The organism is Reyranella humidisoli (genome assembly GCF_019039055.1).
GTDB classification, from domain to species: Bacteria; Pseudomonadota; Alphaproteobacteria; order Reyranellales; family Reyranellaceae; genus Reyranella; species Reyranella humidisoli.
In genome coordinates, this window is record NZ_JAHOPB010000002.1 from 432,034 (window position 1) to 446,251 (window position 14,218).

A 14,218-nucleotide genomic window follows, 5' to 3' on the forward strand; every position below is an offset into this window, starting at 1 on the left:
CTCTCCCTTCGTTGAACGTTTCCTCTCATCACACGGCTATGTTGCCGTTTCCTTTCACCCCTTCATGCCGCTGAGCGTGACTCCCTCGATGAAGCGCCGCTGGGCGGCGAGGAACAGCAGGACGAGCGGTGCGGTGATGACGACCGTACCGGCCATCAGAGGGCCGAAGTCGCTGCCGGCCTCCTCATTGCGGAAGAAGAGCGTACCAAGGGGGGGCGTGGCAAGGTCGCCGGTCTGTATGACGATCAGCGGCCAGAAGAAATCGTTCCAGTGCGAGACGACGGAAATGACCCCGAAGGCCAGCATGGCGGGCATGGCAAGCGGCAGCATGATGCGCCACAGGATCTCGAATTCGCCCAGCCCGTCGATCCGGGCGGCATGCATCAGGTCGTCCGGCACGGTCTTGAAGAACTGCCGCATCAGGAAGATGCCGAAGGCCGAAAAGACGAATGGGATGATGAGGGCGGCATAGCTGTCGAGCAGGCCGACTTCATACAGCATGACATAGCGCGGGATGGCCGGCGCCTGGGCCGGGATCATCAGCCCGATCAACACCATGGTGAACAGGATGTCGCGGCCGCGGAAGCGCAGCTTGGCCAGCGCGTAGGCCGCGGGCAGGGAAACGATCAGCTGCAGCAGGAAGATGCCGCCGGTCACGATCACGCCGTTCAGCAGGTAGCGAAGCAGCGGCACCTTGGTGAACGCCTTGGTATAATTTTCCGCCGCCGCCCAGTTGTTCGGGAGCAGGCTGAGTTTGGTCGAGAATATCTCGTTGGGCGGCTTCAGCGAGGTCGAGATCATCCAGACGAACGGCGTCAGCATGATCACCAGCCCGGCGATCAGCAGGAGGTGACGCAGCACTTGGCCCAGGATCGAGCCGCCGGGTTTCATGCGAGGCGCCTCATCCGTAGTGCGTCCTCTTCTCGCCGGCCTTCACCTGCAGCAGCGTCAACGCCAGAACGACGACCAGGAACACCACGGTGATCGCCGCGCCGTAGCCGGTCCGGAAGAAATTGAAGGCCTCGGTGTACATCGTATAGAGCAGCACCTCGGTCGCCTTGTTCGGCCCGCCCTTGGTCAGCACCTCGACCGTGTCGAAGACCTGGAACGAGCGGATGCCCGACACGACGGTGACGAACAGGGTCGCCGGTCCCAGCATCGGCCAGGTGACGCAGCGGAAGCGTTCCCAGGCCGAAGCGGCGCCGTCGATCTCGGCTGCCTCGTATAGATCGGCGGGGATCGACTTCAGCCCGGCCATGAACAGGACCATGTTGAGGCCGGCCGACTGCCAGATGCCGATGCCGGCCAAGGTGAACAGCGCGCGGTTCGGGTTCTTCAGCCAGTCGCCGCCCTGGATGCCGACCTGTTCCAGCACCACGTTGATCAGGCCGACGCTGGGATGCAGCAGGAATTCCCAGACCACCGCCATGGCGATCAGCGTCGAGGTCACCGGGAGGAAGTAGGCGGCGCGGTAGAAGCCCCGCCCGAAAGTGGCGCCCTCGATCAGGAGCGCGAGGCCGAGCCCCAGGAACACCGAACCCGGCACTGTTACGAGACAGTAGACGGCAGTATTGCTGAACGACTTCCAGAACACCCGGTCGGCGAAGAGCTGCTCGTAGTTGCCGAGGCCGATGAAGTTCATCGTCGGCGCGCCGAGCTGCCAGTCGGTGAGCGACAGGACGAACACGGCCAGTGTCGGGCCGGCCAGTAGCACGACGAACATCAGCCAGGCCGGCGACACCAGCGCCAGCGCGGCGCGGCGCTCGGCCGGCGTAGCGTCGTTCGCGGTGGGCGTCGTCACCGCACGCGCCTTCCCTGGACATCGAACTTGAGGACGCGATGGGGCAGCGGCTTCAGCCCGACGGCTTCGCCACGCTGCGGATCGCGCTCCGAATGGGCATCGATGCGGGCGATCAGTGGCGTCGGCTGCCCCTTCACCTCGACATGGACGAGGCTCTCGGAGCCCATGTGCTCGACGAGACGGACATGGCCCGCGATCGCGCCGGCCTCATAGGGGGCCACGAGTTGCATCGATTCCGGCCGCACGGCATGGAAGCCGCCGTCGACCGGGATGACGTTGATCTTCGGGCTGCCGACGAATTCCGCCACGGCCAGCGTTTCGGGATCGTCGTAGAGCCGGCGCGGCGGGGCCACCTGTTCGAGCTTGCCGGCCAGCATGACCGCGACCCTGTCGGACATGGTCATGGCCTCGGCCTGGTCGTGCGTCACGTAGATCATCGTGGCGCCGAGGCGGCGCTGCAGTTCGGTGAGCTCGGACCGCATCTGGACGCGCAGCTTGGCGTCGAGATTGGAGAGCGGTTCGTCGAGCAGGAAGGCCGATGGATGGCGGACCATGGCACGACCCAGCGCGACGCGCTGCTTCTGGCCGCCCGAGAGCTGGCCGGGCTTGCGGCCGAGCAGGGGGCCGATGTCGAGCGCCTGGGCGGCGTCCGCCACGTCCTTGGCGATCATCCTGCGGGCGGCGGCGGTTCCCGGCAGCAGCGATCCGATCCAGGGCAGGCGCTGCCAGACGTTCATGCGGCGCATCGAGAGCGGCAGGCCGATATTCTGGGCCACCGTCATGTGCGGGTAGAGCGCGTAGCTCTGGAACACCATGGCGATGTCGCGATCGCGCGCCGGCAGTTCGTCGACCCTCCGGCCTCCAATGACGATCGAGCCGGCATCGTTGCGCTCGAGCCCCGCAACGATGCGCAGCAAGGTCGACTTGCCACAGCCCGATGGGCCGAGCAGCGTCAGGAACTCGCCATCGGCGATCTCCAGGGAAATGTCCTTGAGTACCTCGACGGGACCGAAACTCTTTCGAATCCCGTCGATGGAAATTGTCGCCACGCGACGCTCGCTCCCCATACCTTCGCTGCAGCCTAGCCGACTATTGTTACAGCCGCTATGCGCCGATTGTACGTATGGGGGACGGTTATGACGGGTAGAACCCGTACGGCTTCGGCCGGCCCGGATGATTCACGCAGAGCATTTCCGGCGAAACGATCGGGCCGAGCTTGATGCGCTCTTCCTCGCATTTTTCGTAGGTGAACGGTCCGCCGAACACCTTCGGGCTGCTGGCGATGATGAGGTAGGATTTCTCGAGGTACCAGCCCGGACCCGTATAGGCCTGGATGGCGGTCGGCGTAGAACAGGCACCGATGGTTGCGGCCAGCAGGGGAGCGGCCAGCAGGGTCGCCCAGCGACCGATCGAACGTTCCGACATCAGCTCAGTATCTCCCCCGGGGCACGAACGCTGCCCGCGTGCAGCCGGCAAAGTAGGCCATGGCGGCGATGGCTTCAATGCGTCGCTGCCGGCGACTAGGATGCGGCGCATGCGCTGGTTCTTCACATTACCCTTAGTCGCGGCCGCGGGATTAGCGTCCGGAAGCGCGTTCGCGCTGGATTGTGCCGCCCTCAAGGGCACCGACATTCCCTTCGCCCTCACCCTCGAGGTGACGACCCGGCAGGCCGGCGAAGTGCCGACGACAAGAACTCAGCAGCTCCAGGTGTTCTGCAAGGGCGCCGAAGTCACGACCTATACGGTCGATTCGCCCACCATCTATCTCAGGACCCGTGGCCCCGATCCCTTCTTCCCGGTGCAGAGTTTCTATTCCAGCCACGCCGACGATCGACGAACGTGGACGTACTCGGTCGATCCCACGACCAGCTACCCCGCCGGAAAGCCGCTTCGGTACAGCGCAGACATGAAGGGAGCCGACGGCAAGGTGCGGCTGGCGGCCACGATGAGCATCGAGTACGTGGAGGCCGGCACCCGGCGGCTCGATGGATGCATCTTGGTGGTCGCGAAACTCCGCCGGACTCTCGAGGGCCTGGCTGACGGCCAGCCGGTTTCCAACACCAGCGAGGTGTGGTTTGCGCCGGCGCTCCGGACGGTGATCGCGTCCACTCTGCGGACCGGCAATGTCGAGGTTACTTCAACCCCCATGGCAATCTCTCTGGAATTCAAGCGGGTAGAGTAACTTCCTGAAGTCGGCTATTGCGATGCAACGAGGGCTTTCGCCAGAGCCCGCGACCGGTCTAATAATGCGCCGATACACGAAAGCATCCGGGGGGATGCTGGGCCCGCTCGCGCGCCAGCAGGATAGAGTCATGGGATTGCCTGAGAAGCAGGGACTGTACGATCCACGCAACGAACACGACGCGTGTGGCGTCGGCTTTGTGGCCGACATCAAGGGCCGCAAAACCCATGACATCGTGCGCCAGGGGCTGCAGATCCTGGTCAACCTCGACCATCGTGGCGCCGTCGGTGCCGATCCGCTGATGGGCGACGGCGCGGGCGCCATGATCCAGATACCGGACGCGCTGCTGCGCGACTGGGCGCGCAAGGAAGGTGTCGACCTCCCGGAGCCGGGCCATTACGCCGTCGCGATGTGCTTTCTGCCGCAGGATGAGAAGGCAAGAGCCTTTGCAATCAAGCGCTTCGAGCATTTTGTTAAAGTCGAAAAGCAGAAGATTGTCGGCTGGCGAGACGTCCCGACGAACCTCGACGGGCTCGGCAAGGCGGTCATCGCGTCGATGCCGGTCATCCGCATGGCGATCGTCGGGCGGAGTTCAAAGCTGGCCGATCAGGATGCGTTCGAGCGCAAGCTTCTGGCGATCCGCAAGCAGACCCAGAACCCGCTGGCCGACCTGGAGAAGAAGCACAAGCTGCCGGGCCTGTCTCAGCTCTACATGCCGTCCTTCTCGTCGCGGACCGTGGTCTACAAGGGCCTGCTGCTCGCCCATCAGGTTGAGAGTTTCTATGAGGATCTGAGAAATCCTCTTTGTGAATCAGCGCTTTGCCTCGTTCACCAGAGATTCTCCACGAACACGTTCCCGTCGTGGAAACTGGCGCATCCCTACCGGTTCATCGCCCATAACGGCGAGATCAACACGGTCCGCGGCAACGTCAACTGGATGTACGCCCGCCGGCGCACGATGGAATCCGACCTGATCGGCGCCGACCTCGACAAGATGTGGCCGATCATTCCGCACGGTCAGTCGGACACGGCCTGCCTCGACAACGCGCTCGAACTGCTGGTTGCCGGCGGCTATTCGCTGAGCCACGCCATGATGATGCTGATCCCGGAGGCCTGGGCCGGCAATCCGCTGATGGATGGCAGCCGCAAGGCCTTCTACGAGTATCATGCGGCGCTGATGGAGCCGTGGGACGGCCCGGCCTCGATCGCCTTCACCGACGGTCGCCAGATCGGCGCCACGCTCGACCGCAACGGGCTGCGGCCCGCGCGCTTCCTGATCACCGAGGACGACCTCGTGGTGATGTCGTCGGAGTCGGGCGTCCTGCCGATCCCGGACAACAAGATCGTCCGCAAGTGGCGCCTGCAGCCCGGCAAGATGCTGCTGATCGACCTGGAAGAGGGTCGCATCGTCGAGGACGAGGAGCTTAAGAGGACGCTCGCCGAGGCCGAACCCTACGAGGAGTGGCTGAAGGAGACGCAGCACAAGCTCGAAGAGCTGTCGGAGATCCCCGACGCGCCGTCGCCGGTGCCGTCGAACGATCCCTCGACCCTGCTCGATCGCCAGCAGGCCTTCGGCTACACGCAGGAAGACATCAAGTTCTTCCTCGAACCGATGGCGAGCGAGCCAGACGATCCGATCGGGTCCATGGGCACCGATACGCCGATCGCGGTGCTCTCGAAGAAGCCGAAGCTGCTCTACAACTACTTCAAGCAGAACTTCGCGCAGGTCACCAATCCGCCGATCGATCCGATCCGCGAGGAACTGGTGATGTCGCTGGTTTCGATGATCGGCCCGCGTCCCAACCTGCTCGGCCGCCATGCCGGCATGCACAAGCGCCTCGAAGTGGCGCAGCCGATCCTGACCAATGCCGAACTGGAGAAGATCCGCTCTATCGAGGACCTGCTCGACGGCTCGTTCCGCACCGCCACGATCGACACGACCTGGCTGGCGTCGGAAGGCGCGGCCGGGCTGGAGAAGGCACTCGACCGTGTCTGCGCAGAAGCGACGGACCTGGTGCTGGCCGACCGCAACATCCTGATCCTGTCGGATCGCGCGGTGTCGGCCGACCGCGTGCCGATCCCCGCGCTGCTGGCGACGGCGGCCGTGCACCACAGCCTGATCCGCCGCGGCCTGCGCACCCAGACCGGCCTCGTGGTCGAGACGGGCGAGGCGCGCGAGGTCCATCACTTCTGCTGCCTGGCGGGCTACGGTGCCGAGGCGGTGAATCCGTATTTGGCCTTCGAGACCCTGGAGGCGCTGCGCGTCCAGAACGGCCTGCCGCTCAAGCCCTACGAGGTTCAGAAGAACTTCATCAAGGCGGTCGGCAAGGGCCTGCTCAAGGTCATGTCCAAGATGGGCATCTCGACCTACCAGTCCTACTGCGGCGCCCAGATCTTCGACGCGATCGGCCTGCATTCGGGCTTCGTCGAGAAGTACTTCACCGGCACCGCCACCACGATCGAGGGGGCGGGCTGGCAGGAGATCGCCGAGGAGACGGTGCGCCGTCATCGCAACGCCTACGGCGACAATCCGGTCTATCGCACCATGCTCGATGTCGGCGGCGACTATGCGTTCCGCCTGCGTGGTGAGGATCATGCCTGGACGCCCGAGAGCGTGTCGCGCCTGCAGCATGCGGTGCGGGGTAACTCGTCAGCCGAGTACAAGGCCTTCGCGACCACGATCAACGAGCAGAGCGAGCGGCTGCTGACCATCCGCGGCCTGATGCAGTTCAAGTGGGCCGACGCGCCGGTTCCGATCGAGGAAGTCGAGCCGGCCGCAAACATCGTCAAGCGCTTTGCCACCGGCGCGATGAGCTTCGGCTCGATCAGCCGCGAGGCGCACACGACGCTGGCCATCGCCATGAACCGCATTGGCGGCAAGTCGAACACCGGCGAGGGCGGCGAGGAGGCGGATCGCTTCAAGCGCATGGCCAACGGCGATTCGATGCGCTCGGCCATCAAGCAGGTTGCGTCGGGCCGCTTCGGCGTCTCGGCCGAATACCTGGTCAACGCCGACGACATCCAGATCAAGATGGCGCAGGGCGCCAAGCCCGGCGAGGGCGGCCAGCTTCCCGGCCACAAGGTCGACGAGAACATCGCCCGGGTCCGCCGCTCGACGGCCGGCGTCGGCCTGATCTCGCCGCCGCCGCATCACGACATCTATTCGATCGAGGACCTGGCGCAGCTTATTCACGATTTGAAGAACGTGAACACGGCCGCGCGTGTGTCGGTGAAGCTCGTCTCCGAGGTCGGCGTCGGCACCGTCGCGGCGGGCGTCAGCAAGGCGCGTGCAGACCATGTCACGATCTCGGGCTACGAGGGTGGCACGGGCGCCTCGCCGCTCACCTCGCTGACGCATGCCGGCTCGCCGTGGGAAATCGGTCTTGCCGAGACGCAGCAGACGCTGGTGCTGAACGGCCTGCGCGGCCGAATCGCCGTCCAGGTCGACGGCGGCCTGCGCACCGGCCGCGACGTCGCCATCGGCGCATTGCTGGGCGCCGACGAGTTCGGCTTCGCCACCGCGCCGCTGATCGCCGCCGGCTGCATCATGATGCGCAAGTGCCACCTCAACACCTGTCCGGTGGGCGTGGCAACGCAGGATCCCGTTCTGCGCAAGCGCTTCACGGGACAGCCCGAGTACGTGATCAACTACTTCTTCTTCGTCGCCGAGGAACTGCGCGAGATCATGGCGAGGCTGGGCTTCCGCACGCTGAACGAGATGATCGGCAAGGTCGATCGGCTCGACATGCGCAAGGCCATCGACCACTGGAAGGCGGGTGGCGTCGATCTGTCGAAGCTGCTCTACCAGGCGCCCGCCCGCGAGGGCATCGCGATCTGGAACGTCGAGCGCCAGGACCACGGGCTCGACAAGGCGCTGGACCACCAACTGATCGAGGCGGCGCGGCCGGCGCTCGACGGCGGCCGGCCGGTCCAGATCGATCTGCCGGTCACCAACGTCAACCGCACCGTCGGCGCCATGCTGTCTGGCGAGGTGGCCCGACGCACCGGCCACGCGGGCTTGCCCGAGGACACGATCTCGGTGCGTCTCACCGGCACCGCCGGCCAGAGCTTCGGCGCCTTCCTGGCTCGCGGCGTGTCTCTCGAACTATCGGGCGACGGCAACGACTATGTCGGCAAGGGCCTGTCGGGTGGCCGCGTCGTCGTGCGCCAACCGAAAGGCTGCGCCCGCGATCCGTTGAAGAACATCATCGTCGGCAACACGGTGCTCTATGGCGCCATCGCGGGCGAGGCCTACTTCGAGGGCGTTGCCGGCGAGCGCTTCGCCGTGCGCAACTCGGGCGCGGTCTGCGTCGTCGAGGGCAACGGCGACCATGGCTGCGAATACATGACCGGCGGCGTCGTCGTGGTGCTGGGCGACACCGGCCGCAACTTCGCGGCGGGCATGTCGGGCGGCATCGCCTACGTCTACGATCCAAAGGCTCGCTTCAAGGACCTGTGCAATCCCGCCATGGTCGATCTCGAAAAGATCGCACCGGCCGGCGGAGAGAGCGACGAGGCGGGACGGCCGCGCCAGCGTGCCGTCGATGTCGAGGACAACGGGATGGGCGATGTGCTGCGCTTCGATGCGGAGCGCTTGCGCATCCTCGTCGAGCGCCATCATCTCCACACCGGCAGTGCGCGGGCACGTGCGCTTCTGGAAAATTGGGACAATGCGCTGCAGAGCTTCGTGAAAGTGATGCCGCGTGACTACAAGCGGGCGCTGTTGCAGGCGCGTGAGCGGGCGGCGGCGAAGGCCGTCGCGGCGGAGTAAGGATCATGGGTCTCGCCACAGGCTTCCTCGAGATCGAGCGCAAGGACCGGTCCTACGAAAAGGTCGAGTCCCGCCTCAAGAACTACAATGAGTTCGTGCTGCCGATGCCGCCGGCCGAGGTCTCGCGGCAGGGCGCGCGCTGCATGGATTGCGGCATTCCGTTCTGTCACAACGGCTGCCCGGTCAACAACATCATCCCCGAGTGGAACGAGCTGGTCCGCCGCGACCGCTGGAAGGACGCACTCGAGGTCCTGCACTCGACCAACAATTTCCCCGAGTTCACCGGCCGCATCTGCCCCGCGCCTTGCGAGGCCTCGTGCACCCTGAACATCGACGACAACCCGGTGACCATCAAGTCGATCGAATGTGCGATCGTCGATCGTGGCTGGGAAGAGGGCTGGATCCAGCCGGCGGTGCCCGCGCACAAGACCGGCAAGCGCGTCGCCGTCGTCGGCTCCGGGCCGGCGGGACTTTCCTGCGCCCAGCAGCTCGCGCGCGCAGGCCACGCGGTGACGCTGTTCGAGAAGGCCGATCGCATCGGTGGCCTGCTGCGCTACGGCATTCCCGACTTCAAGATGGAGAAGCATCTCATCGACCGGCGCATGCGCCAGATGGAGGCCGAGGGCGTCGAGTTCCGCACCGGCGTCGAGGTCGGCGCGACGCTCTCGATCAAGTCGCTGCTCGAAGGCTATGACGCCGTGGCGTTGACGGGCGGCGCCGAGTTGCCGCGCGATCTCGAGGTCGCAGGACGCGAGTTGAACGGCATCCATTTCGCGATGGATTTCCTGACGCAGCAGAACAAGCGCAATGCCGGCGACGACGAGTCGCGCGCGGCGCCGCGCGGCACGCTCACCGCCAAGGGCAAGCATGTCATCGTGATCGGCGGCGGCGACACCGGCTCCGACTGCGTCGGCACGTCGAACCGCCATGGCGCCGCGTCGGTGACGCAGCTCGAAGTCATGCCGCAGCCGCCGGTGCGGGAGAACAAGTCGCTGACCTGGCCGGACTGGCCCCTCAAGCTGCGCACCTCGTCGAGCCACGAGGAAGGCGCCGCTCGCGACTTCGCCGTGCTGACCAAGCGTGCGATCGGCCGTAACGGCAAGATCGAGGCGCTGGAATGTGTCCGCGTAGAGTGGGTGAAGGGGGCCGATGGCCGCATGGGTATGCAGGAAGTGGCGGGCAGCAGCTTCGAGCTCAAGGCCGACCTGGTGCTGCTGGCCATGGGCTTCCTGGGGCCGCGCAAGCCCGGCCTCGTCGAGCAGGCGGGCGTGACGCTCGATCCGCGCGGCAACGTCGCCGCCAACGTGGTCGACTACCAGACCTCCGTGCCGAAGCTGTTTGCGGCGGGCGATATGCGTCGCGGTCAGTCGCTGGTCGTCTGGGCTATCCGCGAAGGCCGCCAGTGCGCGCGCTCGATCGACGAAAGCTTGATGGGGACTTCGACGCTGCCGCGTTGATCTGCGGAACGGATGGTTCGCGTGAGCGAACAATTGCCGTAGACTCCACCAGATGAAGCTTCTGCTGATTCAGGGTGCGAACATGGAGTATCTGGGCCGACGTCAGCCCGAACTCTATGGAACTACTACCGCCAAGGAACTCGACGCGCTCATACGCCGGCGGGCGCGGGAACTTGGCGTGTCGGTCGAGATTTTTTACACCAACATCGAGGGCGAGGCCGTGTCGGCGATCTACAAGGCCGACCGCGCCAGGTTCGACGGGTTGTTGTTCAATCCCGCAGGCTTCCTCCATGCCGGCTATGCGCTGCGCGATTGTCTGCGATCGATCGCGATGCCCGCGATCGAAATCCACATGACCAATATCGAGAAGCGCGGGTTCGGGTCCATCACCGCGGCGGCTGCGGTCGGCATGATCGCGGGCTTTGGAACCGATTCCTACCTGCTGGCGCTCGAAGCGATGGTGGCGCGGCTTCGCTCCGCGGCGGTTTGAGCCTCGGCCTCGGTCTCATACCTGCCGATGTAGAGGGCATCCTGCCGATCGGCCTCGCTGGCCGGGGCCTGCAGCCTGTCGAGATAGGGCGCTTCCTTGGGCCGGAGCGTTTCGGCCGCACCGAGCATCAGGTGTAGCGCGCGAAAGCCCGCCAGGTTCAGGACGGCGTCGCCGACTTTGCGTTTCAGGGCGCTGCGCGGCCGGGGCGTCACGTAGTAGCGCCCGCCGCCCCATTCCCGGAAAGCGGCGGCGAGTTGTGGCATGTAGGTCTGGCCCGCCGCGACGATGGACAGCCGGATCAGACTGTCCATCAAACCGTTGCGCAGGGCTTCGGCGCAGGCCCGGTGCTCGGGATGGTCGCGCAGGATTGCCGCCCACTTCAGCCAGTAGCGCGCCGACCACAGGAGCTGGTTGGTGTCGTCGCCGGCGTGGGTGATCCGTGGCGCGGCATGGACGCGGATATAGTACATGCCGACTTCTCGACCGATCACGTGCAGGCCCGACAGGATGGCCCGGCCGCACAGGTCGAAATCCTCGTAGAAGCTCAGGGTCTCGTCCCACTTTTCCGTGTCGAACAGGCGGCGCGGCCACAGGATCGTGGTGTGGGTGATGGTGCGCAGCGCCGTGGGCTCGAGGAACTGGATCAGCGTGTCGGTGTCGGACCGCTCCGCCGCCGTCCAGACCGGCGGGCTGAAGACGATGTCGTCGTCCCGGACGGCGAAGTCGCGCGACCGGCCCGCGACGAGCGAGTGGGGAGGAGCTGCCAGCGTGGCCGCCAGAAGCTCCGCCAGATGCGAGGGATGCATCAGGTCGTCATCGTCGTGGAAGAATATCCAGTCACCCGACGCGGCGGCGACGCCCGCGTTGCGCGCGGCACTGGGGCCTTTCGACGATGGGTGATGGACGACCTTCACGTCGGGAAAGGAGGTTTCGAGCATCGACAGCGTATCGTCGGTCGACCCATCGACGACGACGACGATTTCCTTGTCCCGCAAAGTCTGCGATTGCACGCAAACCAGTGCGCGCCGCAGCAGCGACGCGCGGTTGTGCGTCGGTATGACGATACTGACCCTGTTTCCCACGGCTTCCCAATCCCGGCCCGACATACCCTGCCGGGATGGGATTTGTCCGAATGAATGTGGCTACCAGGTGCCCGTATGGAGGGTGCTTGGTGCAAATTCACCGAAAGTTGACTGCGAGGCAAATGCAGATCGTGTGCGCCAGGCGCGCTTGACCTGCACGCGCCAAAGCCGCTCCGCCCCGGCAGGCTCGCTTCCTTCCGGTTGCCAATCGATCGCGACGGTGCCCTGGAGCTGCAGCAGGTCGCCGGTGTTGAAGTCGATGAACAGCAGGCCGGCCCTGGGGTCTCCCAGCAGGTTGCCGAGCGTGTTGAAGAAACCGTTGCCGCGAAAGTCGGGAATGACGAGCGTGTCTCCCTGTACGGCGACGAAGCCGGGCCGTCCGCCGCGATGCGACATGTCGAAACCACCCTCGGCACCAAGCTCGCTTCGGCCACGGCTGGCGACGAAGAACGTATCGGCTGACTCGATGAGTTCGCGCGCGGCTTCGTCCAATCCGTCCAGTATCACAGCCGGGGATTCGCCCGCCGTTGAGGCGGCTTTGGCTGCGGTGACGGTGCGCGTCTGGATGTACTGCGGGCAGTTGCCGAAGCTCTGGGCGATGTGCACCGTCAGGCCGTTGTCGCGGTTGACGATCCGCCCGTTGGCGCGATTGCGCCGCCGCGTGGCGAGGTCGAGACCCAGCAGGCCGATCTCGGCACCGACGGCGAACCCCGGGGCGGCGGGATCGCCGGTGCGCGGCAGCGCGCCGATCCGCAGGGTCGTCGCGTCGGGCGCGGCGATGAAGCCGGGCAGGCCCGTCAGCACCGAGGCCATCGGCCAGCCCTCGGCATCGGGCGTGGCGGTGAACAGGTACTGCAGGAGCGCAAAGAAGGCGCGATGCTGTTCCGGCATGAACGGGCGAATGGGCGCGGTGCGGCCGGTCGCAATACCCGCGCGCCGCTGAGCGGCCCGCTCATCGGCGTTGAAAGGCAGGAAGGGTGACGGCTCGACGGGCATCACACGCCCTCCTGCTTCTCTGGAACGTCGACCTTCGGATCGTACCAGGGGGCTGCGTCAGATCTCCAGATATGGAGCTGTGGCCGCTCGCGCACCTCCGTGTCGAGGCAACCCAGCCGCAACAGGATGACGGGTTGCGCCACGCGCTCGGCCATCACATGCGAACCGCACGTGCCGCAGAAGCGGCGGAACTTGCCGGGAGAGGATTCGATGGCGCCCAGCGAGTCCTCGCCGCGCAGCCAGCGGAAACTGTCGCGCGGCACGGCGGTGACGGATGAGAAGGCCGTACCATGTGTCTTGCGGCAGGTATGGCAGTGGCAATGCACGATACGCTCGACGCGGGCGTCGGCCTCGTAGGCAACGGCACCGCAGAGACAGCTTCCATTCAACATGCCGGTTCTCCTTCCGGCCCAAACATAGGCTCGGTCGATTGCGGCGATAATGGCATGAATGATAAAGTCATAATTCCAATTATCGGAAGAATGACATGGACCGCATCGACGAGTTCGCGATCTTCGTGCGCATCGTGGAAGAGGGAAGTCTCGTGCGGGCGGCCCGCCGACTGCGGCGCTCGCCGCCCGCAGTCACCCGAGCGCTTTCGGCACTCGAGGACCGGATCGGCACCCGGCTGATCGACCGGACCACGCGCCGTCTTGCGCCGACGGAAGCGGGACGCGCCCTTTATGAGCGGGCGCGCGCCGTCGTGGCCGATTACGAGGCGGCGGCCTCGGGTGCGCGCGAGGTACCCGTTCGCGGATTGCTGCGCATCGCCGCGCCGGTCCAGTTCGGACGCCGCCATGTGGCTCCACTGGCCGCCCGCTTTCTCGACAGGAACGCGGCAATCGAGATCGAACTGCTGCTGAACGACCGCAATGTCGATCTGATAGACGAGGGTATCGACGTGGCGGTGCGGATCGGGGCGCTGGCCGACTCCAGCCTCACGGCCCGGCCGGTCGGGCATGTGCGGCGGCAGTGGGTGGCGAGCCCGGCCTACCTCGCGCGTCACGGCGTGCCGGAAAATCCAAGCGATCTGGCGAGCCACCAGGCCCTGCTGGGTACGTCGCGGGGAGCGCTGGACTGGAGTTTTGCCGGGCGTCGTCGTGGAGCGCCTCTGCATCTTGAAGGACGCTTCCGGACCGATGACATCGAAACGAGACTTCGTGCCGTTCGAGACGGACGCGGGATTGCGCAATTCCTGTCCTATCAGGTGGCCGACGATCTTGCGGCCGGGCGCCTCGTGCGCCTGCTGCGCACCTTCGAGGCGGCGGCGCTGCCGGTGCAACTGTTGACGAAGGGCCGTGTCCATCGTGCGCCGAAGGTCGATGCCTTTCTCGATTTCGCGGCAAAGCGATTGTCCGCCTTGCCCGTGCTGCGCTCGGATTGACATACGGTGTGAAGTTACACTATTGAATTAACCATATGGTTAAATAAAGGGAACA

At 65.6% G+C, this 14,218-nt stretch carries 12 protein-coding genes; 5 read left to right on the forward strand and 7 right to left on the reverse strand.

Annotated elements, in window-relative coordinates; genetic code table 11:
• Window positions 1-54: 54 nt before the first annotated feature.
• The 4 genes from KQ910_RS20470 to KQ910_RS20485 form a co-directional block, all read right to left on the reverse strand.
• Window positions 55-891, reverse strand: coding sequence for a carbohydrate ABC transporter permease (locus tag KQ910_RS20470; protein ID WP_216964727.1), 837 nt, complete (start codon window positions 889-891; stop codon window positions 55-57).
• Window positions 892-901: 10 nt separating this feature from the next.
• Entirely contained in the window at window positions 902-1,801 is a 900-nt protein-coding gene (locus KQ910_RS20475) for a carbohydrate ABC transporter permease (RefSeq protein ID WP_369408403.1), read from the reverse strand.
• The gene (locus tag KQ910_RS20480; protein ID WP_216964729.1) at window positions 1,798-2,850 is read right to left on the reverse strand and encodes an ABC transporter ATP-binding protein; all 1,053 of its coding nucleotides are present in this window, start codon (window positions 2,848-2,850) and stop codon (window positions 1,798-1,800) included. Before KQ910_RS20480 ends, KQ910_RS20475 begins: the two co-directional genes overlap by 4 nt.
• Before the next feature lie 85 nt (window positions 2,851-2,935).
• On the reverse strand, window positions 2,936-3,226 hold the full coding sequence (locus KQ910_RS20485) for a hypothetical protein (protein WP_216964730.1): 291 nt from the start codon (window positions 3,224-3,226) through the stop codon (window positions 2,936-2,938).
• A 109-nt stretch (window positions 3,227-3,335) separates the two neighbouring features.
• Between KQ910_RS20485 and KQ910_RS20490 the strand changes: the two genes are divergently transcribed.
• The 4 genes from KQ910_RS20490 to KQ910_RS20505 all read left to right on the forward strand — a co-directional run bounded on the left by KQ910_RS20490 (window position 3,336) and on the right by KQ910_RS20505 (window position 10,701).
• Window positions 3,336-3,983 carry a hypothetical protein gene (locus KQ910_RS20490; RefSeq protein WP_216964732.1) on the forward strand — a complete coding sequence of 216 codons (648 nt, stop codon included), beginning with the start codon at window positions 3,336-3,338 and terminating at the stop codon, window positions 3,981-3,983.
• A gap of 130 nt (window positions 3,984-4,113) precedes the next feature.
• Window positions 4,114-8,754, forward strand: a complete 4,641-nt coding sequence (gene gltB, locus KQ910_RS20495) for a glutamate synthase large subunit (protein ID WP_229600835.1) — start codon at window positions 4,114-4,116, stop codon at window positions 8,752-8,754.
• 5 nt (window positions 8,755-8,759) lie between these two features.
• Entirely contained in the window at window positions 8,760-10,211 is a 1,452-nt protein-coding gene (locus KQ910_RS20500) for a glutamate synthase subunit beta (protein WP_216964736.1), read from the forward strand.
• Between the two features lie 52 nt (window positions 10,212-10,263).
• The gene (locus tag KQ910_RS20505; RefSeq protein WP_216964739.1) at window positions 10,264-10,701 is read left to right on the forward strand and encodes a type II 3-dehydroquinate dehydratase; all 438 of its coding nucleotides are present in this window, start codon (window positions 10,264-10,266) and stop codon (window positions 10,699-10,701) included.
• Here the strand turns inward: KQ910_RS20505 and KQ910_RS20510 are convergent.
• Genes KQ910_RS20510 through KQ910_RS20520 form a run of 3 tightly spaced genes read right to left on the reverse strand, consistent with a single transcriptional unit; the run spans window position 10,647 to window position 13,171 of the window.
• The gene (locus KQ910_RS20510; protein ID WP_216964741.1) at window positions 10,647-11,783 is read right to left on the reverse strand and encodes a glycosyltransferase family 2 protein; all 1,137 of its coding nucleotides are present in this window, start codon (window positions 11,781-11,783) and stop codon (window positions 10,647-10,649) included. The genes KQ910_RS20505 and KQ910_RS20510 overlap by 55 nt on opposite strands.
• A gap of 60 nt (window positions 11,784-11,843) precedes the next feature.
• Entirely contained in the window at window positions 11,844-12,779 is a 936-nt protein-coding gene (locus KQ910_RS20515) for a pyridoxamine 5'-phosphate oxidase family protein (protein ID WP_216964744.1), read from the reverse strand.
• A complete protein-coding gene (locus KQ910_RS20520; protein ID WP_216964746.1) occupies window positions 12,779-13,171 on the reverse strand; it encodes a GFA family protein in 393 nt (130 codons plus the stop codon). Before KQ910_RS20520 ends, KQ910_RS20515 begins: the two co-directional genes overlap by 1 nt.
• Before the next feature lie 95 nt (window positions 13,172-13,266).
• Between KQ910_RS20520 and KQ910_RS20525 the strand changes: the two genes are divergently transcribed.
• Window positions 13,267-14,163 (forward strand): LysR family transcriptional regulator, encoded by an 897-nt coding sequence (locus KQ910_RS20525; protein WP_216964748.1) that lies wholly within the window; start codon window positions 13,267-13,269, stop codon window positions 14,161-14,163.
• The last annotated feature ends 55 nt before the right edge of the window (window positions 14,164-14,218 follow it).

Coding starts and splice junctions, on each gene's coding strand:
- KQ910_RS20515 (WP_216964744.1), bottom strand. CDS start 12,779: ATGCCCGTCGAGCCGTCACCCTTCCTGCCTTTCAACGCCGATGAGCGG.
- KQ910_RS20520 (WP_216964746.1), bottom strand. CDS start 13,171: ATGTTGAATGGAAGCTGTCTCTGCGGTGCCGTTGCCTACGAGGCCGAC.
- KQ910_RS20505 (WP_216964739.1), top strand. CDS start 10,264: ATGAAGCTTCTGCTGATTCAGGGTGCGAACATGGAGTATCTGGGCCGA.
- KQ910_RS20470 (WP_216964727.1), bottom strand. CDS start 891: ATGAAACCCGGCGGCTCGATCCTGGGCCAAGTGCTGCGTCACCTCCTG.
- KQ910_RS20485 (WP_216964730.1), bottom strand. CDS start 3,226: ATGTCGGAACGTTCGATCGGTCGCTGGGCGACCCTGCTGGCCGCTCCC.
- gltB (WP_229600835.1), top strand. CDS start 4,114: ATGGGATTGCCTGAGAAGCAGGGACTGTACGATCCACGCAACGAACAC.
- KQ910_RS20525 (WP_216964748.1), top strand. CDS start 13,267: ATGGACCGCATCGACGAGTTCGCGATCTTCGTGCGCATCGTGGAAGAG.
- KQ910_RS20500 (WP_216964736.1), top strand. CDS start 8,760: ATGGGTCTCGCCACAGGCTTCCTCGAGATCGAGCGCAAGGACCGGTCC.
- KQ910_RS20490 (WP_216964732.1), top strand. CDS start 3,336: ATGCGCTGGTTCTTCACATTACCCTTAGTCGCGGCCGCGGGATTAGCG.